The 21215-nt window shown below is 72.1% G+C and carries 23 protein-coding genes; 11 read left to right on the top strand and 12 right to left on the bottom strand.

Annotated elements, in window-relative coordinates:
- Positions 1 to 253: 253 nt before the first annotated feature.
- Entirely contained in the window at positions 254 to 1771 is a 1518-nt protein-coding gene (locus E2C06_RS05275) for a coiled-coil domain-containing protein (protein ID WP_133287532.1), read from the bottom strand.
- 253 nt (positions 1772 to 2024) lie between these two features.
- Here E2C06_RS05275 and E2C06_RS05270 point away from each other — a divergent pair, with 253 nt between their 5' ends.
- On the top strand, positions 2025 to 3491 hold the full coding sequence (locus E2C06_RS05270; protein ID WP_133287531.1) for a DUF2231 domain-containing protein: 1467 nt from the start codon (positions 2025 to 2027) through the stop codon (positions 3489 to 3491).
- Positions 3492 to 3531: 40 nt separating this feature from the next.
- Here E2C06_RS05270 and E2C06_RS05265 read toward each other — a convergent pair whose 3' ends face one another.
- From E2C06_RS05265 to E2C06_RS05250, 4 genes are all read right to left on the bottom strand, one after another.
- Positions 3532 to 3930 (bottom strand): hypothetical protein, encoded by a 399-nt coding sequence (locus tag E2C06_RS05265; RefSeq protein WP_133287530.1) that lies wholly within the window; start codon positions 3928 to 3930, stop codon positions 3532 to 3534.
- Positions 3931 to 4046: 116 nt separating this feature from the next.
- The gene (gene pyk, locus E2C06_RS05260) at positions 4047 to 5480 is read right to left on the bottom strand and encodes a pyruvate kinase (protein ID WP_165982237.1); all 1434 of its coding nucleotides are present in this window, start codon (positions 5478 to 5480) and stop codon (positions 4047 to 4049) included.
- Between the two features lie 396 nt (positions 5481 to 5876).
- Positions 5877 to 7190 (bottom strand): glycerate kinase type-2 family protein, encoded by a 1314-nt coding sequence (locus tag E2C06_RS05255; protein WP_133287528.1) that lies wholly within the window; start codon positions 7188 to 7190, stop codon positions 5877 to 5879.
- Between the two features lie 124 nt (positions 7191 to 7314).
- Positions 7315 to 8022: a GntR family transcriptional regulator gene (locus E2C06_RS05250; protein ID WP_133287527.1), complete on the bottom strand. Its 708-nt coding sequence runs from the start codon at positions 8020 to 8022 to the stop codon at positions 7315 to 7317.
- A 43-nt stretch (positions 8023 to 8065) separates the two neighbouring features.
- On the opposite strand from E2C06_RS05250, the gene E2C06_RS05245 reads away from it, so the two are divergent.
- Together E2C06_RS05245 and E2C06_RS05240 are read left to right on the top strand one after the other, a co-directional pair.
- Positions 8066 to 9139 carry a tartrate dehydrogenase gene (locus E2C06_RS05245; protein ID WP_133287526.1) on the top strand — a complete coding sequence of 358 codons (1074 nt, stop codon included), beginning with the start codon at positions 8066 to 8068 and terminating at the stop codon, positions 9137 to 9139.
- Between the two features lie 163 nt (positions 9140 to 9302).
- Entirely contained in the window at positions 9303 to 10268 is a 966-nt protein-coding gene (locus E2C06_RS05240; RefSeq protein ID WP_133287525.1) for a tripartite tricarboxylate transporter substrate-binding protein, read from the top strand.
- 65 nt (positions 10269 to 10333) lie between these two features.
- Here E2C06_RS05240 and E2C06_RS05235 read toward each other — a convergent pair whose 3' ends face one another.
- On the bottom strand, positions 10334 to 10708 hold the full coding sequence (locus E2C06_RS05235; RefSeq protein WP_133287524.1) for a nuclear transport factor 2 family protein: 375 nt from the start codon (positions 10706 to 10708) through the stop codon (positions 10334 to 10336).
- 121 nt (positions 10709 to 10829) lie between these two features.
- Here E2C06_RS05235 and E2C06_RS05230 point away from each other — a divergent pair, with 121 nt between their 5' ends.
- Both E2C06_RS05230 and E2C06_RS05225 read left to right on the top strand, forming a co-directional pair.
- A complete protein-coding gene (locus E2C06_RS05230) occupies positions 10830 to 11138 on the top strand; it encodes a DUF1244 domain-containing protein (protein WP_133287523.1) in 309 nt (102 codons plus the stop codon).
- Positions 11139 to 11230: 92 nt separating this feature from the next.
- Positions 11231 to 11530 (top strand): DUF2312 domain-containing protein, encoded by a 300-nt coding sequence (locus E2C06_RS05225; RefSeq protein ID WP_241671129.1) that lies wholly within the window; start codon positions 11231 to 11233, stop codon positions 11528 to 11530.
- 38 nt (positions 11531 to 11568) lie between these two features.
- On the opposite strand, the gene cysK is transcribed toward E2C06_RS05225, so the two are convergent.
- Positions 11569 to 12483, bottom strand: coding sequence for a cysteine synthase A (gene cysK, locus E2C06_RS05220; RefSeq protein ID WP_133287522.1), 915 nt, complete (start codon positions 12481 to 12483; stop codon positions 11569 to 11571).
- A 166-nt stretch (positions 12484 to 12649) separates the two neighbouring features.
- On the opposite strand from cysK, the gene E2C06_RS05215 reads away from it, so the two are divergent.
- Complete coding sequence (locus E2C06_RS05215) at positions 12650 to 13009, top strand: c-type cytochrome (RefSeq protein ID WP_206664447.1); 360 nt, start codon at positions 12650 to 12652, stop codon at positions 13007 to 13009.
- A 13-nt stretch (positions 13010 to 13022) separates the two neighbouring features.
- On the opposite strand, the gene E2C06_RS05210 is transcribed toward E2C06_RS05215, so the two are convergent.
- The gene (locus E2C06_RS05210; RefSeq protein ID WP_133287520.1) at positions 13023 to 13529 is read right to left on the bottom strand and encodes a DUF3280 domain-containing protein; all 507 of its coding nucleotides are present in this window, start codon (positions 13527 to 13529) and stop codon (positions 13023 to 13025) included.
- Between the two features lie 80 nt (positions 13530 to 13609).
- Here E2C06_RS05210 and E2C06_RS05205 point away from each other — a divergent pair, with 80 nt between their 5' ends.
- The 3 genes from E2C06_RS05205 to E2C06_RS05195 are packed head-to-tail and all read left to right on the top strand — an operon-like array spanning position 13610 to position 16310.
- A complete protein-coding gene (locus tag E2C06_RS05205; protein ID WP_133287519.1) occupies positions 13610 to 14791 on the top strand; it encodes an ABC transporter substrate-binding protein in 1182 nt (393 codons plus the stop codon).
- Positions 14776 to 15732, top strand: a complete 957-nt coding sequence (locus E2C06_RS05200) for a PQQ-dependent catabolism-associated beta-propeller protein (RefSeq protein ID WP_133287518.1) — start codon at positions 14776 to 14778, stop codon at positions 15730 to 15732. Before E2C06_RS05205 ends, E2C06_RS05200 begins: the two co-directional genes overlap by 16 nt.
- Positions 15729 to 16310, top strand: a complete 582-nt coding sequence (locus E2C06_RS05195; protein WP_133287517.1) for a hypothetical protein — start codon at positions 15729 to 15731, stop codon at positions 16308 to 16310. Before E2C06_RS05200 ends, E2C06_RS05195 begins: the two co-directional genes overlap by 4 nt.
- Positions 16311 to 16332: 22 nt before the next feature.
- Here E2C06_RS05195 and E2C06_RS05190 read toward each other — a convergent pair whose 3' ends face one another.
- From E2C06_RS05190 to E2C06_RS05175, 4 genes are read right to left on the bottom strand one after another with little or no spacing between them, the layout of a single operon-like run.
- Entirely contained in the window at positions 16333 to 16833 is a 501-nt protein-coding gene (locus E2C06_RS05190) for a rhodanese-like domain-containing protein (RefSeq protein ID WP_241671128.1), read from the bottom strand.
- Between the two features lie 14 nt (positions 16834 to 16847).
- Positions 16848 to 17660, bottom strand: coding sequence for a substrate-binding domain-containing protein (locus E2C06_RS05185; RefSeq protein ID WP_133287515.1), 813 nt, complete (start codon positions 17658 to 17660; stop codon positions 16848 to 16850).
- Positions 17657 to 18061: a c-type cytochrome gene (locus E2C06_RS05180; protein WP_206664440.1), complete on the bottom strand. Its 405-nt coding sequence runs from the start codon at positions 18059 to 18061 to the stop codon at positions 17657 to 17659. The genes E2C06_RS05185 and E2C06_RS05180 overlap by 4 nt, the downstream gene beginning before the upstream one ends.
- 53 nt (positions 18062 to 18114) lie before the next feature.
- Positions 18115 to 19902 carry a methanol/ethanol family PQQ-dependent dehydrogenase gene (locus E2C06_RS05175; RefSeq protein ID WP_133287513.1) on the bottom strand — a complete coding sequence of 596 codons (1788 nt, stop codon included), beginning with the start codon at positions 19900 to 19902 and terminating at the stop codon, positions 18115 to 18117.
- A 287-nt stretch (positions 19903 to 20189) separates the two neighbouring features.
- Here E2C06_RS05175 and E2C06_RS05170 point away from each other — a divergent pair, with 287 nt between their 5' ends.
- Both E2C06_RS05170 and E2C06_RS05165 read left to right on the top strand, forming a co-directional pair.
- On the top strand, positions 20190 to 20852 hold the full coding sequence (locus E2C06_RS05170; RefSeq protein ID WP_133287512.1) for a hypothetical protein: 663 nt from the start codon (positions 20190 to 20192) through the stop codon (positions 20850 to 20852).
- A complete protein-coding gene (locus E2C06_RS05165) occupies positions 20849 to 21193 on the top strand; it encodes a hypothetical protein (protein WP_133287511.1) in 345 nt (114 codons plus the stop codon). Before E2C06_RS05170 ends, E2C06_RS05165 begins: the two co-directional genes overlap by 4 nt.
- Positions 21194 to 21215 lie beyond the last annotated feature (22 nt).

The following is a 21215-nucleotide window of genomic DNA, read 5'->3' as shown; positions in this document are numbered from 1 at the left end:
CTCCCCCGGCCGCTTGATGCCGAGCGCACGAGGTTAGCCCTTCGTGCGCCCCAGGCGCCGGGCGCCGTGCCTCCGCACCGCTTGGCTTCGCCGTACCGGCGGCGGGCGCCATTCGGCGCCTCGGCCCTGCGGGCGGCAGGCCGGAACGTCGCGCGGCAGCCATCCATCTATCGTCTGCGTCCGGCACCCGCCGCGCGGCGGGTGCCGACTCGGGGAAAGGAAGCCCGGCGTTCGGGGAGGGGAAGATCGTCCCTCAGCGGCTGCCGGCCGGCCCGCCGCCCTCCGGCGCCGCGGTCGGGATCGCCTGGCTGCCCTCCGCCCGCTCACGCGCCAGCCGGGCGGTGATGTCGGCCAGGTCGCGCCGCTGCGATTCCAGCCTCGCCTGGGTGGTTGCGATCTCGCCGTTCAGCGCCTCGCGCCGACGCTCCAGACCGGTCACCTCGCCGCGCAGGGCTTCGAGGTCGCGGCGGAGCGCGGCCTGTTCCTGCCGCGCCTCGCCTTCCATGGTCCGGGCGCGGGTGTCGAGCTCGGCCAGCGCGTTGCGCCGCTGCACCAGCGCCTGGTCGGCGGCGGCGGCCTCGGCGCGGGCGGTCTGCAACCGCCGCTCCTCGGCGGCGGTGCCGTCGCGCAGCTCGGCGAGCCGCTTCTCGGCAGCGCCGATCTCGCCGCGCAGCGCGGCGCTGCGCTGTTCCAGCTCGCGCAGCGTCGCCTGGGCCTGGTCGCGCGCGGTGCCGAGCCGGGTCAGCTCGGCCTCGGCCTGGCCGACCGCGGTGCGGCGTTCCGCGAGCGTCGCCTCGGCCGCCGTCACGCTCTGCCGCAGGCCGGCCAGCCGCTGCTCCGCCTCGGTGCCGCCGCGGCCCAGCTCGGCCGCGCGGGTCTCGAGCCCCTTGACCCGCTGGTCGGCGGCATCGGCCGCCTGGGTGGTGCGGGTCAGCCGGCCGTTCGTCTCCGTCAGGCTGCGCTCCGCCGCCGCGGTCTGCTCGCGCAGCGTGGCCAGCCGGCGTTCCGCCTCGGTGCCGGCGTTCCGGCGTTCGGCGACGGTGCGCTCGGCCTCGGTGATGGTGCTGCGCAGTGCCTGCAGCCGCGCCTCCTCCTGCACCACGCGCTCCCGCTGCCCGGCCAGGGTGCGGTCCTCGCCGGCGGCCTGCTCGCGCAGGCCGGTCAGGCGCTGTTCGGCCGCCATGGCCTCGCCGCGGAGCGTCGCCAGCCGGCGGTCCTCGGCGGCGATGCGTTCGGTCAGCGCGGCCAGGCGGCCATCCTGGCCGGCGACCTGGTCGCGCAGCTCGGTCAGCCGGCGTTCGGTCTGGCCGGTCTGGTCGCGCAACCCGCCGAGCCGGCGGTCCTCCGCCCCCGCCTGGTCCTGCAGCAGGCCGAGCCGGCGCTCGGTCTCGACCAGGCTGCCGGCGCGCTCGGTACGGCTCTGCTCGAGCTGCCCCGCCTCGGTCTGCAGGCCGCCCAGCCGCTGCTCCTCTGCGGTGAGCTGGTCCCGCTGCCGCTTCACCTCGGCCTCGGCGGTCCAGCGGCCGCGCTGCGCGGCGGCGAGGGAGGCGCGGGCCTGGGCCAGCTTCGCCTCGATGGCCGAGAGGTCGCCGGCGGCCTGGCGTTCCTGTTCCACCGTCCGCTCGAGTTCGCTGACCCGCAGGCGAAGCGCGCCGCCTTCCGCCTGCGAGGTGGCGAGGTCACGTTGCAGGCTGTCGACCCGGGCCGTGCGCTCGACCGTCAGGCCGCAACCGGCCAGCGGCACCAGGAAGGTCGAGCACAGCACGAGCATGGCCGGTCCCGGCCGGCGTGACGACCCAAGCATACGATATCTCCCCCAAGCCCCCGAAAGGCCGGGGCATGGCGCCCGCTTGGGGTGCCGGGGTCAATCGCCGCCGCGCCGTGGCGGAGCCTCGGACCGGTCACGATCCTGTTTCCCCGCTCCGGTTGCGCCCCGCGCCCAGGCGGCGAACCGCCATGCCGCCACCGCTTTAGGCCGGCATGGCGGTTCGCACCCCCGCGATGCGCCCGGGAGGAGAAATCCGATGGCGCGCGGCCGGCGGCGTGGGGCGGAGGCCCTGATCGGGCGGATCGAGGCGGCGGAGGCGCTCGACCCGCCGGGCTATGCCATCAGCAATGCCCTGGCCCGGCCGGCCCAGATCATCGGCCGGCCGGCGCGGCGGCTGGGCAATGCGCTGCACGGCACCGGCTACGGCCACCCGGTCCACCCGATGCTGGTGACCCTGCCGATCGGCAGCTGGACCCTGGCGCTCGGGCTCGACCTGCTGGCGGCGCTCGGCCTGGTGCGAGACCGCCGGGCGGCCGAGGCGGCGGATACCGCGCTGCGGGCCGGCGCGCTGGGCGCGGTCGCCGCCGCGGCGACGGGGATGGCCGACTGGCAATACACCGATGGCCGCGACCGCCGGCTGGGCCTGGTGCATGCGCTGGCGAACGGCACCGCGCTCGGGCTGAACCTGCTGTCCTTGGCGCTGCGCGGGCGCGGCCGGCGCGGGCAGGGGCGGCTCGCCTCGGCGGCTGCCTTCGGCTGCATGGCCGCCGGCGGCTATCTCGGCGGGCATCTCGTCTATCGCCGGCGCGTCGGGGTGGACCATGCCGACCGCAGCCCGGAGCCGCGCGAGTGGCAGGCGGTGCTGCCGCTGTCCGACCTGGCGGAGGACCGGCCGCGCCGGGTCGAGGTCGCCGATGCCGACACGCGGCAGGCGATCGGCATCGCCCTGGTGCTGCATGGCGGGCGGGTGCATGCGATGGGGGCGCGCTGCTCCCATGCCGGCGGTCCGCTCGACCAGGGCTGGGTGCTGGAGGGGCGGCTTGTCTGCCCCTGGCACGGCTCGCGCTACTGCCTCGAAACCGGCCGGCCGACCGATGGCCCCTCCACCACGCCGCAGCCGCGCTACGCCGTGCGGATCCGCGACGGCATGGTCGAGCTGCGCCGGGAGCAGGAGCCGGGGGACGCGGTGGTGACGGCGGCCCGGGCCGCCCGCGCCGCGGGTCCGCAGGGCGGCCCGCGCGGCCGGAAGGCCGACGAGGTGCTGGTCGAGCACCACACCCTGCTGCGGCGGATGTTCGCGCGCATCCTCGCCATCCCGCGCGAAAACCCGGAACGTCGCGACCTGATGCGGGCCCTGGCCGAGGAGCTGGAGATCCACGAAACCATCGAGGACCGGCTCTTCTACCCGGCGGTCCAGCCGGTCAGCGAGGATGTCGCGGTCGCCCATGCCGAGCACCGGCAGCTGGCCGACCTGCTGGCCATGACCCTGAAGCTGAACACCGCGAGTCCGGAATTCGAGGACCACCTGCGCGCCCTGCAGGCGGCGGTGGACCACCATGCCGGGTCGGAGGAGCGCTCGATGTTCGTCGAGGCGCAGCGGCTCGGCGAGCCGCGGCTGCGCGAGATCGGCCACGCGCTCGAGGCGCTGCTGGAGGAGGCGCGTGCCTCCCGCGCCCGGCACGCCTTCCGGGCGCTGAAGATCCGGCTGCTGGAAGGCGCCTGATCCGCGCGGCGGCCCCGGGGGTCACCCCGGGGCGCTGGCATCAGCGCGGCGCGGGCCCACCTGGCGGGGGGGCGCCGCCGCCGGCGCGCTGCACCTCGGTATTGCTGATCCCGCCCATGATCCGGCCGGTGCCCGGCTTGATCGGCGCCTCCACGCCCGTGCCGGCGGGCATGGTGCGCTGGACCTCGGCATTGCTGATGCCGCCCATGATCCGCCCGGTGCCCGGCACGATCGGCGCCTGGGCGCCGCTGCCCTGCTGCACCCGCTGGATGTCGGCATTGCTCGACCCGCCCATGATCCGAGCGGTGCCGGGGACGACTGGCGCGGCGGCGCTGGCGCCCGGCTGCGGCGTGTAGGCTGGCGTCTGACTCTGGCAGGCGGCAAGGAGGCCGAGGCTGGCGGCCATCGCGGCCGCTCCGGCAAGTCGGGTGATGGTCATGTCGCTGTTCCCTGGCTGGCGGCAAGCCTGGCGGACCCCCCTGGGTCCACCAGCCCTGTCGCCAGCGGCAACGCACGACCCGGCTTATCTTTCCGCCACGTAATGCCGGAAGCGACTTATTTCAGCGTCGCCACGCGCAGGGCATTGGTGGTCCCCGGCGTGCCGAAGGGAACGCCGGCGGTCACCACGACTTCCTGCCCCGGATTGGCGAAGCCCTCCTGCTGCGCCGCCCGCAGCGCCTTCGAGACCATGTCGCCCATGCTGTGCGGCTCCTGCGTCAGCAGCGGATGGACGCCCCAGACCACGGCCAGGCGCCGCGCGCTTTCCATGCTGGCGGTCAGGCCGAGGATCGGGCAGTCCGGCCTTTCGCGCGCGACGCGGAGCGTGGTGCTGCCGGTCGAGGTGAAGGTGGCGATCGCCTGGGCCTGGATGGTGTGCGCCACCTGCCGCGCCGCGGCGGCGATGGCGCCGGCGCTGTTCGGCTCGGGCTCCGGCCGCGCCGTGTCGGTCTGCCGGCGCCAGTCGGGGTCCTGCTCCACCCGCGCCACGATGCGGTCCATCATGTTGACGGCTTCGTAGGGGTACTGGCCGGCGGCGGTCTCGGCCGAGAGCATCACCGCGTCGGCGCCGTCGAACACCGCCGTCGCCACGTCCGAGGCCTCGGCCCGGGTCGGGGAGGGGGAGGCGATCATGCTCTCCAGCATCTGCGTCGCCACCACCACGGGCTTGCCCGCGGCGCGCGCCGCGCGGACGATCCGCTTCTGGATCAGCGGCACTTCCTCGGGCGGGCATTCGACGCCGAGGTCGCCGCGGGCGACCATGACGCAATCGGTCAGCGCCACGATGGCGTCGAGGTTCTCGACCGCCTGCGGCTTCTCCATCTTCACCATGATCAGGGCGCGGCCGGCAGCGACGGCCTTTGCCTCGGCCACGTCCTCCGGCCGCTGGACGAAGCTCAGGCCGATGTAGTCGATGCCGAGGGGCAGGACGAAGTCGAGGTCCTCGCGGTCCTTCTCGGTCAGCGCCGGGATCGGCAGGGCAACGTCGGGGACGTTGACGCCCTTGCGGTCCGACAGCGCGCCGCCGACCACGACCTCGGTCTCGAGGTGGTCGCCGCGGACGCGGGTGACGCGCAGCCGCAGCTTGCCGTCGTCGAGCAGCAGCGAGGTGCCGATCTGCGCCGCCTGGATGATCTCGACATGCGGCAGCTGGACCCGGCTGACATTGCCGGGGGTCGGGTTGAGGTCGAGGCGGAAGGGCTGGCCGGTCTGCAGCTGCACCCGGCCGCCCTGGAAGCGGCCGACCCGCAGCTTCGGGCCCTGGACGTCGGCGAGGATGCCGATCGGGCGGCCGGTCTTCTCCTCGAGCGCGCGGATGGTGGCGATGCGCTCGGCATGGTCGGCATGCGACCCGTGGCTGAAGTTCAGCCGGAAGACGTCGGCGCCAGTGCGGAACAGCCGCTCGATCACCTCCGGGCTGGAGGAGGCGGGGCCGAGGGTGGCGACGATCTTGGTGCGGCGGCGGCGCCGCAGCGGGATGCGGGGGGCCATGCGGAGCTTGCCTTCCGGCGCGGGGAAGAGGTCGGGCCGGAGCTGCCAGGCCGGCATCTCGAGCAGCCGGGCGAGCTCGGTCACCCGGTCGGCCGGGACGCGCTGCCATTGCGACACGGCGGCGGGGGTGATGCCGAGGGCGGTGGCGATCTTCGCCCCGGTGCCGCGGCGGTTCAGCAGGTCGTCGAGGATGGCGTCTCTCATGCCTCACAGCTTATGGGGATTAAGCTGTGGCGGATAGACTTAAGAAAATCCTTAAGTATTAAGGTTAAGCCGAAACTGCCGTGCAGGTCGCGGCGATCACGGCCTTTCCGGCCTGCTGCCGCCTCAATGCCGCGACGGGGTTAAGGTTTCACCGAATTGTGTGTCGGTCGGCGCCGGCCGCGCGGGCCGGCCTCAGCCGATCAGCAGGGCTCGCACGTCATTCACGTTGGTCAGCGTCGGCCCGGTCACCACCAGGTCGCCCAGGGCCCGGAATAGCCCGGTGCTGTCGTGCCCCGTCAGCGCGGCGCGCGGATCGACCCCCCTGGCCCGTGCACGGGCCAGGGTATCCGGCGCCGCGATGGCGCCGGCGGCATCCGACTTGCCGTCGATGCCGTCCGTGTCGCAGCAGAGCGCCCAGACCTGCGGCGTGCCGGCCAGCGCCAGGGCCATGCCGAGCAGCGTCTCGGTGCCCCTGCCGCCCTCGCCGGCCGGGCCGTCGATGGTGACGGTGGTCTCGCCGCCCGAAAGCAGCACCGCCGGCCGCGCCACCGGCAGGCCGTGCGTCGCCGCCGAGAGGGCGATGCCGCCGAGCGCCCGGCCGAGCTCGCGTGCCTCGCCCTCGAGCGCGTCGCCGAGGATCAGCGGCTTCAGGCCGAGTGCCGTCGCCTCCGCCGCCATGGCGCGCAGCGAAGCCATCGGCGTGGCGATCATCCGCAGCTCGGTCCCGGCCAGGCGCGGGTCGCCGGGCTTCGGCGTTTCCTCGGCGGCTTCCGCCAGGTGCCGGGTCGCGGCGTCCGGCAGCCGCATCCGGTAATGCGCGACCAGGCCGCGGGCCTCGGCGAAGGTGGTGGGGTCGGCCAGGGTGGGGCCGGAGGCGATCACCGCCGGGTCGTCGCCGGGCACGTCGGAGATCGCCAGGGTCACCACCCGCGCGGGGTGGGCCGCCACCGCCAGCCGCCCGCCGGAGAAGCCCGAGAGGTGCTTGCGGATGCAATTCATGTGGTCGATCGGCGCGCCGCAGCTCAGCAGCTCGCGGTTGACCGCGATCAGGTCGCCGAGTGTCAGCCCGGGGGCGGGCAGGGTGGAGAGCGACGACCCACCGCCGGAGACGAGGAAGAGCACGAGGTCGTCCGCCGTCAGCCCGCGCACCGCCGCCAGGATCTCGGCCGCCGCTGCGGCGCCATGCGCGTCCGGCACCGGGTGGCTGGCGAAACGGACGGGGATGCGGCGGTTCGCCGGCGGGTCGGGCAGGTCGGCGCCATGGGTCGTGACGACGAGGCCCGACAGCGGCACCGCCGGCCAGGCCTGCTCCACCGCGAGCGCCATCTTCGCCGCCGCCTTGCCGACGCCGACCACCACGACGCGGCCGGAGGTCGGCGGCTCGGGCAGATGTGGCGCAAGGACCGTCAAGGGGTCGGCGGCGCGCACCCCGGCCTCGAACAGCCGCAGCAGGGCGGCGCGGGCCGTCGCATCGTCCCAGTGCCCGGTTCCGGTTCCGCTCGTCATGCCGTCCTCCCGCTCCCGGGCGTTTGTCCCTTCCCCTGGGATGCCGCGCCAGGGGTGGGTTGTAAAGTTTCTCGTGGTATGGAAGAAGCTGTGCATGGGCGGCAGTGAACCAGGAACCATGCGGTCAGCCGAGCGGCAGGGCCCCGAGCACCCGCAGGATCTCCTGGCTGGCGCGGCGCCGGTGCGCCGCCACCGCCAGCCGGGCCGCATCGGGCCGAGCGTCGCGCAGCGCGGACAGGATCGCCGCATGCTCGGCGATCGAGGTGGTCGGGTCGGGGCGCAGGGCTGCCGTGGCGCTGCGGGCGCGTTGCGCCTGGTCCGCCGCAGTCTGTGCCAGCCGCGCCAGCTTGGCATTGCCGCCGCCCTCCAGGAGCGTGCGGTGGAAGCGTTCGTCGGCTGCCGCCCAGCCCGTCCGGTCGCCGGCGGCCAGGGCCTGGCGCATCGCCTCGGTCGCCTCGGCCATGGTGGTCAAGGCCGACGCGCCGGCCGCGCCACGCCCGGCCAGCAGCGCCGCCGCGGCGCCTTCCAGCGCGACCAGCACGTCATAGGTTTCCCGCAGGTCGGTCGGGTCGATCGGCAGCACGCGGACGCCGCGGCGCGGCAGGACCTGCAGGAAGCCCTCGTGCTGCAGTCGAAGCACCGCCTCGTGCACCGGAGTGCGGCTCATGCCGAGCTGGTCGGCGATGGCCTGCTCCACGGCCTCATGCCCCGGGGGCAGCAGCCCCTCCAGGATGCTGGCCTTCAGCGCCGCATAGGCGGCCTGGGCCAGGCTCTCGCGCGGCCGGTCGGCTCGTGCCGCGGGGCGGACCCGCAGGCCTGTCTCGTCTTCCATGCCAGATAGCATGCCACCGCCACCCCGAGTCCCAGGAGTCCCCATGCGCACCCATCGGATTGCCGCCATCCCCGCCGACGGCATCGGCAAGGAAGTCATCCCCGCCGGCCTCCGCGTCCTGCACGCGCTCGCCGAGCGCAGCGGCGATTTCCGCCTCGACGTCACCGACTTCCCCTGGGGCACCGACTACTACCGGGAGACCGGCAGGATGATGGCCGAGGACGGGCTCGAGACCCTGAAGGGCTTCGACGCCATCTTCTTCGGCGCGGTTGGCGACCAGCAGGTGCCGGACGACATCACGCTCTGGGGCCTGCGCCTGCGGATCTGCCAGGGCTTCGACCAATACGCCAATATCCGCCCGACCCGCGTGCTGCCCGGCCTGACCAGCCCGCTTCGGACCGTGCAGCCCGGCGACATCGACTGGGTGATCGTGCGGGAGAACTCCGAGGGTGAGTATGCCGGCCATGGCGGCCGCGCCCATCGCGGCCACCCCGAGGAGGTCGCGACCGAGACGGCGATCTTCACCCGCGCCGGCGTCACCCGGATCATGAAGACCGCCTTCGAGATCGCCGCGAAGCGGCCACGGAAGAAGCTGACCGTCGTCACCAAGTCCAATGCGCAGAAGCACGGCATGGTCTTCTGGGACGAGGTCGCCGCCGAAGTCGCCCGCGACTACCCCGGCGTGACCTGGGAGAAGGAACTGGTCGACGCCATGGCTGCCCGAATGGTGCAGAAGCCGGCCAGCATCGACACTGTGGTCGCGACCAACCTGCATGCCGACATCCTGTCCGACTTGGCGGGCGCGCTGGCCGGGTCGCTCGGCGTGGCGCCGACCGCCAACCTCGACCCCTCCCGCCGCTTCCCGTCGATGTTCGAGCCGATCCATGGCTCGGCCTTCGACATCGCGGGCAAGGGCGTGGCCAATCCGGTCGCCACCTTCTGGACCGCGGCGATGATGCTGGAGCATATCGGCGAGGCACCGGCGGCGGCGCGGCTGATGGCGGCGGTGGAACGCGTCTGCGCCGACGGCGTCATGACCGCGGACGTCGGCGGCACCGCGGATACCGAGCAGGTGACGGGGGCTGTCATCGCCGCCATCCGCGGCGCCAACGACTGAGGACGAAGGCCGGGGCGGGAAAAGTGTTCCCTTCCCGAACATGCATGTTGCCCCTGGCCTTCCCGTCTCCGAGTCGGGGCCCGACTCAGAAAAATAGATGAGGGGTTTGGGGAGAATGCCTTTTCCCCAACCTTGCTTGCTTTGATCCGGAAGGAAACGCCCCATGCTCTCCCGCCGCACGCTGCTCGCCACGCCGCTCGCGCTCCCCGCCATCGCGCGCGCTGCCTGGGTGCCGGACCGGCCGGTGACCATCACCGTGCCCTTCAGCGCCGGCGGGCCGACCGACGTCATCGCCCGGCTGGTCGCAGAGGGGATGGGCCACGACCTCGGCCAAGCGGTGGTGGTGGAGAACGTGACCGGCGCCGGCGGCACCATCGCCGCCGCCCGCGTCGCCAATGCCCGGCCCGACGGCACCACGCTGATGTTCCACCATATCGGCCATGCCAGCGCGGCGACGCTGTACCGCAAGCTGCCCTACGACGTGCAGGGCAGCTTCGCGCCGCTCGGCCTAGCCTCCGACGCCGCGATGACGGTGGTGGCGCGTCCGGACTTCCCGGCCGCCGACCTCGCCGGCGTCATGGCGGCGATCAAGCGGGAGGGTGACAAGCTGACGCTGGCGCATTCCGGCCTCGGCGCCGCCAACCAGCTCTGCGGGATGCTGCTGCAGCATGCGGCGGGCACCGCGCTGACCTCCGTCGTGTTCCGCGGCAGCGCGCCGGCGATCACCGAGCTGATGGCGGGTCGGATCGACCTGTTCTGCGACCAGGCCACCAATACGGCGACCTTCCTGCGGGAGAACCGCATCAAGGGCTACGCGGCGACCCTGCCGCAGCGCGTCCCCGGCCTCGACCTGCCGACCACGGCCGAGGCGGGCGAGCCGAGCCTGGCGATGAGCACCTGGCACGGCCTCTATGCCCCGAAGGCGACCCCGGCCGAGATCCGCGCGCGGCTGTCCGAGGCGTTGCGGGCATCCCTGCGGGAGGAACGGCTGCTGGCCCGGCTGGCCGACCTGGTGACCGAGCCGGCCAGCCAGGATCGCGCCACCGAGGCCTTCCACACCCGCTTCCTGGCCGAGGAGGTGGCGCGCTGGCGGCCGATCATCCAGGCGGCGGGGCAATACGCGGACTGACGTGGCCCGATGGCCGGGGCGCCGTAGGCGCGAAGGGCTGAAGCGGTCCGCTCTATCGAGCTTCCTCAGCCAGCCGAGCCAATCACCTCGTCCCAGGCCTGCACGGTGAGGTGGCGGGCGATCCGCCCTTCCCGCACATCCAGCGTCATTGCCGAGACGACATTGCAGCCGTCCGGGTAGGCGCAGTGCTCGACGAAGGCGATGCGGTCCGCCCCGACCACTTCCTCAGCCACTGCATGGGTCGTCTCCCGGGCGCAGACATCCCGCCAGAAGCCGGCGATGGCCGGCCGTCCCAGCAGCCGCAGCGGAGCGCTGGGCGGGCGGTTGCGGTCGACGATGGTCATCTCTGCATCCTCGGCATAGAGCGCGACGAGCGTCGCGGCGTCGCCGTGCTCCAGCGCCCGGCGAAGTACGGCGAAGTCGAATCCGGCGGTCGGCATGGGCGTCCTCCCGTGGTTGCGGACCCGGCCTGCGACCCGCTACCTGGGAATGCCGTTCGCGCCGCCTTGTCGCACCACCCCGGCCGGCCCCAAATGACCGGCAAGACTGGAGGACCTGAGCATGGCTGCACCCGAATTCGACGACGCCACCCGCACCCGGCTGGAAGCCGCCGCCTTCCGCAAGCTGGTCGAGCACCTGCGCACGCGGACCGACGTACAGAACATCGACATGATGAACCTGGCGGGGTTCTGCCGGAATTGCCTTTCCCGCTGGTACCGCGAGGGCGCGGCGGAGCAGGGCATCACCCTCGCCGACCCCGATGCGCGGGAGATTGTCTACGGCATGCCCTACAAGGAATGGCAGGCGCAGTACCAGAAGGAGGCCAGCGCCGAGCAGAAGGCGAAGTTCGCCGCCAATCCGGGCCACTGAGCGAAGCGGCCCCCGACCGGATGGCGGTTTGCCGTTGCTGCCCCGCGCCGCGACCGGTAAACCCGCCCCCCTTCGCATAGGGGGCCGCAGCGATGAGTGACGTGGAAGACGAGGCCCGGGCGAGCCGCGCCCGGCAGGAGGCTGATCCGGACCCGGAAGTCGGCGGCATCGCGGTCGACCGGCTGCGAAGCATCATCGAGCGGGTGGAGCGACTGGAGGAGGAGCGCAAGGCCCTCGCTAGCGACATCAAGGACATCTTCGCCGAGGCGAAGTCGGCGGGCTTCGACGTCAAGGTCGTCCGGCAGATCATCTCGATCCGCAAGAAGGAGCCGGCCGAGGTGGAGGAGCAGGAGACGCTGCTCGACCTCTACCGCCGCGCGCTCGGGATGTGATCGGACGGGCGGCGGCTGGGGGGCCGCCGCCCGGCCTTTCACGCCGGCAGGAAGTCCGGCACCGAGAGATACCGCTCGCCGGTGTCGTAGTTGAAGCCGAGCACGCGGGCGCCGGCCGGCATTTCCGGCAATTTCTGGGCAATCGCCGCGAGCGTGGCGCCGGAGGACATGCCGACCAGCAACCCCTCCTCGCTGGCCGAGCGCCGGGCATAGTCCTTGGCGGCGTCGGCCGTCACCTGGACGACGCCGTCCAGCAGGTCGGTATGCAGGTTGCCCGGGACGAAGCCGGCGCCGATACCCTGGATCGGATGCGGCGAGGGCGCGCCGCCCGAGATGACCGGCGATGCCGTGGGCTCCACCGCGAAGACCTTCAACCGCGGCCACTTGGCCTTCAGCACCTGGGCGCAGCCGGTGATGTGGCCGCCGGTGCCGACGCCGGTGATCAGCGCGTCGATGCCCTCCGGAAAGTCGGCCAGGATTTCCTGCGCCGTGGTCCTCGCATGGACGGCGATATTGGCCGGGTTGTCGAACTGCATCGGGATCCAGGCGCCGGGCGTGGCCGCCGCCAGCTCCTCGGCCCGGGCGATCGAGCCCTTCATGCCCTTTTCGCGCGGGGTCAGGTCGAAGGTCGCGCCATAGGCCTGCATCAGCCGGCGGCGCTCGACCGACATGCTCTCGGGCATGACGAGGATGAGCTTGTAGCCCTTCACCGCCGCTGCCATGGCCAGGCCGATGCCGGTATTGCCCGAGGTCGGCTCGATGATGGTGCCGCCCGGCTTCAGCCGGCCCTCGGCCTCGGCCGCCTCGATCATGGCGATGCCGATGCGGTCCTTGATCGAGCCGCCGGGATTGCTGCGCTCGGACTTGATCCAGACCTCGGCGTCGGGAAAGAGGCGGCCGAGCCGGATATGCGGTGTGCCACCGATCGTATCGAGAACGCTCTGGGCTTTCATGCGACGTCGCTCCGTGGAATTTTGGTGGTGCAACCAATAATCCACCCTGCCGCTTGATGGAAGTGGAGGCCGGCGGACAGGATCGCGTCACCCGGGGAACCTGGGCGACGCGGCTAGCCTAACGCTTCTGGGACGATCAGGGAGGAAGCGGATGCGACCAGTGACCATGCTTGCGGCGTCGATGGCCCTGTTGCTGCCGGTGGGCGGCGCGTTGGCCGCGGGCGATGCCGAGGCCGGCAAGGCCGCCTTCAGCCGCCGCTGCGCCGTCTGCCATGCCGTCGCCGAGGGGCAGAACAAGGTCGGGCCCAGCCTGCACGGCGTGGTCGGCCGCGCCTCCGGTGCCGTGCCGAATTTCAACTACTCCCAGGCGATGAAGAACGCCGGCAAGACCTGGGACGAGGCCTCGATCGACACCTACCTGCAGGACCCGAAGGCCTATGTTCCGGGCAACCGGATGATCCTGGCCGGCATCAAGGACGAGGCCGAGCGGCAGAACATCATCGCCTATCTGGCAACCCAGAAATGACGGCGTGACGCCGTCACGGCTTCGCCTCCGGCGCGGCCAGCAGCCGGTGGCGCAGCAGCCACCGCAGCCCGCGCTGCCAGCTCTCATCGGTGTTGCCGCGGATCTCGGCGCTGTAGACCGCGCGGCGCGCGCCGGACGGCGCGGCCTCCAGCACCGACAGGGTGATGCTGAGGATCAGGTTGCTCACCTTCTGTACGACGGTGATCAGGGCAAGGTCGGCGCCGAGCGCCGCCGCCGCCTCCGCCGCGCAGGAGCCGCAGCCGCGCAGCGCCGGGCCTTCCGCCAGTCGGGCGCGCTGCGGCGCGATCTCGACCACGACATAGCGGCCGGAGGCGGCCAGCGCCTGGCGCAGGTCCTGGCCGATCATGGCAAGGCGCTGCTGCTGGTCGGGCCGGATGCCCTCGCCGGACGTGTCGAGCAATTCCGGGTCGAAGACCGCGATCCGGTCCGCGGCCAGGGCCGGGGTGGCGGCGAAGGCGAGAAGCAATGGCAGCCAGGCCGCACGGCGTGTTGAGCGCATGGGTTCTCCGCAACGTCGGGATGTGCCGGCAGACTACGCGTGGCGGAGCGGCAGGATGCCAGGCCGCGGGAGGGAAAGGCATGGCGATTCCACTGGCGCGCCGTGCCGTGCTGGCCGCAACGCTGCTGCCGCTGGCGGCCGCCGCGCAGGCGGCGCCGCTGCCGATCGGCTATCTCTCGCTTCGCCCGCCGCGTCCGGTCGCCAGCACGCTGATCGAGCCGCCTCCGGCGGATGAGGGCGTTCAGGGCGCCCGGCTGGGCCTCGCCGACAATGCCACCACCGGCCGCTTCACCGGCCAGTCCTTCACCCTGGGGGAACGCCGCGCGGAGGAGCCCGAGGCGGCGCTCGAGGCACTGCGCGCGCTGCTCGCCACCGGCATCCGCCTGGTGGTCGCCGACCTGCCGGCGGAGCTGCTGCTGCAGGCGGCCGCCGAGCCAGGGGCGGTGTTGCTGAACATCGCCGCCCCCGACGATGCCCTGCGCAACGCCGACTGCCGCCGCAACATCCTGCACGTGCTGCCGAGCCGCGCCATGCTGGCCGATGCGCTGGCGCAGTACCTGGCGGTCAAGCGCTGGCGCAACATCTTCCTCGCGGTCGGGCCGGCGCCGGGCGACCTGCTCTATGCCGAGGCGGTGCGGCGCGCGGCGCGGAAATTCGGCCTGCGCATCGTGCTCGACAAACCCTGGACCCATGAGCCCGGCGCGCAGCGCACCGATACCGGCCACATGTCGATCGCCGCCGAGGCGGCGCGCTTCACCCAGGGGGCGCCCGCCTACGACATCCTGGTGGTGGCGGACGAGGGCGGCACCTGGGGCGACAGCCTGGCCTGGCGCACCACCGACCCGCGACCGGTCGCCGGCACGCAGGGCCTCACGCCGACCATCTGGTCGCCGGTCCACGAGCAATGGGGCGCCACGCAGTTGCAGCGCCGCTTCCGCGCCCAGGCCGGGCGGCCGATGACGCCGCTCGACCAGGCAGCCTGGCTGGCGCTGCGCGCGGTGGGAGAGGGCGCGGTGCGCGCCGGCACCACCGACCCGGCCCGCATCGTCGCCTTCCTGCGCAGCCCGGCTTTCGAGCTGGCCGGCTTCAAGGGGGCACGGCTGTCCTTCCGCGACTGGGACGGGCAGCTGCGCCAGCCGGTGCTGCTGGCGGCACCCCGGGCGCTGGTCGCCGTCTCTCCGCAACCGGGCTTCCAGCACCGGTTTTCCGAACTCGACACGCTCGGCACCGACCGGCCGGAGACGCAATGCCGCGCGCCCTGATCCTCGCCCTGCTGCTCTGCTGCGCGACGGCGCGGGCCGAGACCATCATGGTCTCGAACGAGAAGGACAACACCATCACCGTGCTGGACGGCGGGACGCTGAAGCTGGTCCGCACCGTCAAGGTCGGCGAACGCCCGCGCGGAATCGTCCTGTCGCGCGACGGGCGGCACCTCTACGTCTGTGTCGGCGACAGCGACCGTATCGACGTGGTGGACACCACCACCTGGCGCGTGGTGCGGCACCTGCCGAGCGGGTCCGACCCCGAGCGCGCCGCGCTGCACCCGGACGGCCGCCGGCTCTTCGTCGCCAACGAGGACGACAACATGGTGACCGTGGTCGATGTCGACCGCGGCCTGGTGCTGCAGGAGATCCCGGTGGGGGTGGAGCCCGAGGGACTCGGCCTCAGCCCTGACGGGCGCTACGTGGTCAATACCTCCGAGACCACCAGCATGGCGCATGTGATCGAGGTGGACAGCGGGAAGATCGTGGCCAATGTCCTGGTCGGCGCCCGGCCGCGCTTCGCGCTCTGGGAGCCGGACGGCAAACGCTTCTGGGTCTCCTCCGAGATCGGCGGCACACTGACCCTGATCGGCGCGGATGACTGGCGCGCACTGGGAGAGGTGCGCTTCAGCATCCCCGGCGTTCCGGCCGAAGCGGTCCAGCCGGTCGGCATGGTGCTGTCGGGCGACGGGACGAAGCTGTTCGTGGCGCTGGGTCCGGCCAACCGGGTGGCGGTGGTGGACGTGGCGAGCCGGCAAGTGGAGCGCATGCTGCTGGTTGGCCAGCGGGTCTGGAACCTGGCGCTCTCGACCGACGGCACCCGGGTCTTCACCACCAACGGCGTCAGCAACGACCTGTCGATGATCGACATCCAGGCGATGCGCGTGCTGCGCAGCGTCCCCGTGGGGCAGGCCCCCTGGGGCGTGGTGGTGAAGCCGTGACGCGCTGGGCGCTGCTGCTGGCAGCGCTGCTGCCGGCCGTAGCGGCGGCGCAGCCGCAGGCCGATCCGGACTGGCCCTGCGTGCAGAGGCTGGTCCCGCATCTCGCCGCCGGCGTGCTCTGGCCCGGCGTGCCGGAGGGCGACTGGCGGGCTGAGCCGGATGTCGCGGCGCTGGTTGCGCGGATCGCGCCGCGCGGTGTGGAGGAAGCGACCGGCCTCGCTGCGATCCGCGACTTCGCCGCGCCGATGGGCGCCCCCGCCCGCCGCCGGCTGCTGCCGCTGGCCTTCACCGGGACGCTGGCCGAGACCAACCGGCAGCGCGACGCGATCATCGAGCAGCTCCGCCGCTTCGCCCGCCGCCAGCGCGACCTGGCCGAGCAGGTGCGCGGGCTGGAGGCGGAGTTGCGCACGGCACCGGCCGAGGCACGGGAAGAACTGACGCAGCGCCATTTCTTCGCCGCCAAATCCTATACCGATGCCGAGCGCACCCTGCGCTACGCCTGCGAGGCGCCGGTGCGGTTGGAGGCGCGGCTCGGCGCCTATGCAAGGGCCTTGCGGGCGGCGATGCCGCCGGAATAGCGCGGGCGAGCGGCGCGGAGGATCAACGCCAGCCGGGCGCCGGGTGCAGCTCCTCGGTCGGCAGCCCGGCGGCTTCCCAGCCATCCATGCCGTCGCGGTACCACAGCACCTGTCGCCAGCCCCAGGCCGCCGCGCGCTTCGCCGCGTTCCAGCTCATCCAGCAATCGGCGAGGCAGTAAAAGACCACGGGGCGGTCGCGGTCGCCCTGCGTCGCGCGTTCCAGTCCGATGCGGAACCAGGCCTCCGTTTCCGGCGAGAGCGCACCGCGCCCGACCTCCGGCAACCAAAGGCTGCCGGGGACCCCGAGCCGCGGGCTCGGCCGCCAGAGCGCATCGGCCGGCAGCCCCTCCGGCCGACGCGGCGCGGCCAGCACGTCGACCCAGGCGGCCGCATGGCGGTCGAACAGACGGGCGGCCTCGGTCGTGTCGATGGTCCGGGCGCCGGGTGCCGCATCCGGCACCGGCGCGCGGTAGTCCTCCATCCGATAGCCTTCCGCTGCCGCCAGCACGGGCGTGGCGAGCAACAGCGCGCGCCGCCTCACGGCGCCTGCAGACGCCCCTCGGCGTCCAGCAGCGGCACGCCGTAGTCGCGCAGGATGCCGTCGATCTCGGCCTGGTGGCTGCGGATGACCGCGTTGATGCGGCGGCGCCATTCCGGCTCCTGCCCGCGGACGCCCATGGTGATCCGGAAATCCATCCGCATCGTGCCGGGCTCGCTCGGCAGCGCCCGCAGCGTCAGTGGCAGGCCCTTCACCTTGGCCTGGTAGCCGGCGATAGGCCCCCAGACCAGGGCGGCGTCAAGCTCGCCATCCGCCACCGCGCGCAGCAGCTCGGCGCCGGGGCTTTCGTGCCGCGTGTCGACCGCCAGCGGGAAGAAGCGGGTATTGCCGATCAGCCCGTTGCGCAGCAGCAGGTCGATCGGTGGCGTGCGGGCAATGGCGCCGAGCCGGAGCGCCTTCATTGCGGGATCATCCAGCCGTTCGGGTACCGGACGGTCACCGCGGAAGGCGATGACATAGCTGGTGTGGTAATAGGGGTTGGTGTTCTGCATCAGCTCGTCGCCGGCGACCGTCCCCATCACCAGGTCGCAGCGCCCCGCCCGCAGCGTGTTGCGGACGAAGCCCTGCACCTGCGGGAAGAAGACATAGTCCACCTTGCGGTCCAGCGCTTGGCCGAGCAGCGCGGCGATCCGGTTCTCGAAGCCCTCGCCGCGGTCGTTGGAGAAGGGCAGGTTTGCCGGGTCGGCGCAGACCCGAAGCGCGTCGGTCGCCACCAGATCGCCGGTCTGCGCCGCCACCGGGGCCGCGGCCGACGCCGTCAGTAGCAGCGCCAGCAGCGCGAGCCGCCTCATCGGCCGATGCGTTCCGGCCGGCCGCGGCCGAGCGCACCGTCCGACCGCGCCTTCAGGTAGCCGTAGATGTCGTCGAGATAGGTAACCACGTCCTCGACATGCCCGAAGGATGGCATGACGTTCTGCTGCGAGCTGCTGATATTCTGCCGGCCGTTGATGACCGTCTCGGCGAATTGCTCGTGCGACAGGTGTTTGAGCGATTCCGTCAGGTTCGGCGCGTAGCTGCTGCCGGCGCCGTCCGGCCCGTGGCATTGCAGGCAGGAATTGCCGTAGCGGCGATAGCCGTTGAAGGTGGCCTGATCCACCTTGCCGTTCTCGACCTTGTAGGGCTTCTCGTCGTCCGCCCGCGCCGCGGGCACCATGGCCAGCAGCGCGAGCGTCAATGCGAACACTGTCTTCATGCGGAAGCTCCGGGCGGACCGGCGCCGCATGGCGCCGGCCCTTGGGGGAGGCGTCAGTTCGGCAGCGCAAACACGGTCAGCACGCCGCCGAGCTGGGTGTAGTCCGACAGCGACTTGTAGGCGCCGACCGCGCCCAGCCCTTCGGATTCGCCCTGCAGGCCGGCTGCCATGCCGATGCCGGCCCAGCCGCCAACGCCGGACATCACCGCGACATACTGCTTGCCCTTGTGGGTGAAGGTATTGACGTTGCCGATGATGCCGGACGGCGTGCGGTAGCTGAACAGCTCCTTGCCGTCCTTGGTGTCGACTGCCTTCAGGTAGCCTTCCAGGGTGCCGTAGAAGACGACATCACCGGCGGTCGCCAGCGCGCCGGACCAGACCGAGAAGCGCTCGGGCTTCGACCAGGCGATCTTCCCGCTGCCCGGGTTCCAGGCGATGAAGTTGCCCAAATTGTCCGAGCCCTGCGGCGGATACATCGACAGCGTCGCGCCGATGAAGGGCTGCCCCGCGCTGTAGGAGACGCGGAAGGGCTCGTAGTCCATGCAGACATGGTTGGTCGGCACGAACAGCAGGCTGGCCTTGGGCGACCAGGCGGAGGGCTGTTGGTCCTTGGTGCCGAGCGCGGCGGGGCAGATGTTCTTGGTGTTGTTGTCCTCGCCCTGCGCGCGGGTGGAGTACTGGCTGACCACCTGCGGCCGGCCGGTTTCCATGTCGACATGCGTCGCCCAGTTCACCGCCGGGTCGAACTTCTGCGCCACCATGAGCTGGCCGTTTTCGCGGTTCAGCGTATAGCCGAAGCCATTGCGGTCCATATGGACCAGTGCCTTGGCGACGCGCTGGTTGCCGACCTGCAGGTTGTCGACCAGAACCATCTCGTTGACGCCGTCGTAGTCCCACTCGTCGTGCGGGGTCATCTGGTAGACCCATTTCGCCACGCCGGTCGTCGCGTCGCGCGCGAAGATGGTCATCGACCACTTGTTGTCACCGGGCCGCTGCACCGGGTTCCAGGTGCCCGGGTTGCCAGAGCCGTAGTAGATCAGGTTCAGGTCGGGGTCGTAGCTGAACCAGCCCCAGGTGGAGCCGCCGCCCATCTTCCACTGGTCGCCTTCCCAGGTCTTGATGGAGCTGTTGGCGCCGACCGGCTGGCCCATCGACATGGTCTTCTGCGGATCGAACTTGATGTCCTCATCCGTCCCGACCGAATAGGCGCGCCAGGCCTGCTTGCCATCGGCAAGGTTGTAGGCGGTGACATGGCCGCGGATGCCGTACTCGCCGCCCGAGATGCCGATCAGCACCTTGTCGCCGAAGACCATCGGCGCCATCGTCGCCGTCTCGCCCTTCGCCGGATCGCCGTTCTTCACCTTCCAGACCTCTTTGCCGGTCTTGGCGTCGAGCGCGACGACGGTGGTGTCCGCCTGGCTGAGGATGATCTTGCCATCCGCATAGGCCGGGCCGCGGTTCACCGTGTCGCAGCACATCACGCCGATCACGGTCGGGTCCTGGGTCGGCTCATAGCGCCAGAGCACGCGGCCCGGGTTGTTGAGGTCGAGCGCGAAGACGCGGTTGGGGAAGGGAGTATGGATGTACATCACCTCCCCCACCACCAGCGGGCCGCCTTCGTGGCCGCGCAGCACGCCAGTGGAGAATTGCCAGGTCGGCTTCAGGTTACCGACATTCTCGCGGGTGATCTGGTTCAGCTCGCTGTAGCGCCAGGATGCATAGTTGCCGTTCGGCATGACCCATTGATTGGGGTCGCGCTGCATGCGCAGCAGTTCCGGATTGGCGGAAGCGCCCGTGGCCGTCACGGCCAGCGCGCAGGCCAGGGCAACGCGTCGCAACATCTTGTCGTTCCTCCTGCGGCCGTTTGGCACGGACGCGCGATTGTCTCGCTAGCCGACGGCCTTCGCCGCCGGATGGATGATGATTCGAAGCACCACCCACCTCCGAAGCTATTGGGTCGGCAGGATGCTCCACAAGCGACCAGCGCTGCCGGTGCCGCGCACGTGTTCGACAACACGCGACCCCGCGATGCGGCTGGACGCGACCTGTTGGAACCTGGACCATGCCCTGCGAATTCTCTGTCCGGCATACCGGCAAGCGGAAGCGGCGGGTAGGAAGGGAGAACCGAATGACCAAGCGACGCGGATTGATCGCGCTGCTCGGCGCGCTGCCGCTGCCGCTGCCGCTTGCGGCCGAGCCGGCGCCGGCACTGTCCCCGGCCTTGTCAGGGGCACAGGTGCTGCTGTTCGAGACGCCGCATCTCGCGGCGCTCGATCCACCGGTCCGGCTGGACTATGACTTCCTGCGGGCGGCGGCGGGGCAGGCACCGGTGCACGACACGATCCGGCTCGCGGTGCGGGCGGGGGAGGAGCCAGGCCGGCGCGACGTGGCGGCGGAGTTCCTGACCGGGCCGCGCGCCATCCGCTACCCGACCGCGCGGGGCTTCCGCGGCAATCCGCTGCTGCTATTCGCGCTCGACCGCGTCTCGCGTGAGCTCAGCGCGGCAACCGGCGGCGCGCCTGACTGGTTCCGCAACCGCATCCGCCGCGCGCTGGCCGAGGCCGCGCCGCCGCGGCACCTGATGCTGGCCTTCGACGGACGCGAGATCGACGCGGCGGAGGTCACGCTGCACCCCTTCATCGGGGAGCCCCGGGCCGGCCGCTACCAGGATCAGCGCTACCGCTTCGTGCTGGCCGAGGCCGTCCCGGGCTGGATCCATACGATCTTCGGCGAACTGGCGGAGGGCGCGGTGCGCGAGGAGATCACCTTCGCCGCGGCGGTGCCGCTATGAAGCGGCTGGCGCTCGGGGTGCTGCTGCTGGCGACGCTGCCGGCGCAGGCGCATGACGACCCGCACGGCTATCCGACGGTGGCCCGGGCCGACTACGTGCTCGGCTGCATGGCGGCGAACGGCAACACCCGGCTGGCGCTGGAACGCTGCGCCTGCAGCATCGACACCATCGCCGAGCAACTGCCCTTCGCCAGCTACGAGGCCGCGGACACGGTGCTGCGCATGCAGGCCGGCAACCTCGGTGAACGCGGCGCCGAATTCCGCGACCCGCCGCAGACCCGCGCGGCGGTGGAGGCGTTGCGTCGGGCACAAGCGGAGGCAACACTGCGCTGCTTCCCCTGAGTTGCGCGGGGACGTGGCGGGA

The sequence above is a fragment of the Dankookia rubra genome (assembly GCF_004355005.1).
In the GTDB taxonomy this organism is placed as follows: Bacteria; Pseudomonadota; Alphaproteobacteria; order Acetobacterales; family Acetobacteraceae; genus Paracraurococcus; species Paracraurococcus ruber_A.
This window is presented reverse-complemented; position numbering and strand designations above follow the sequence as displayed.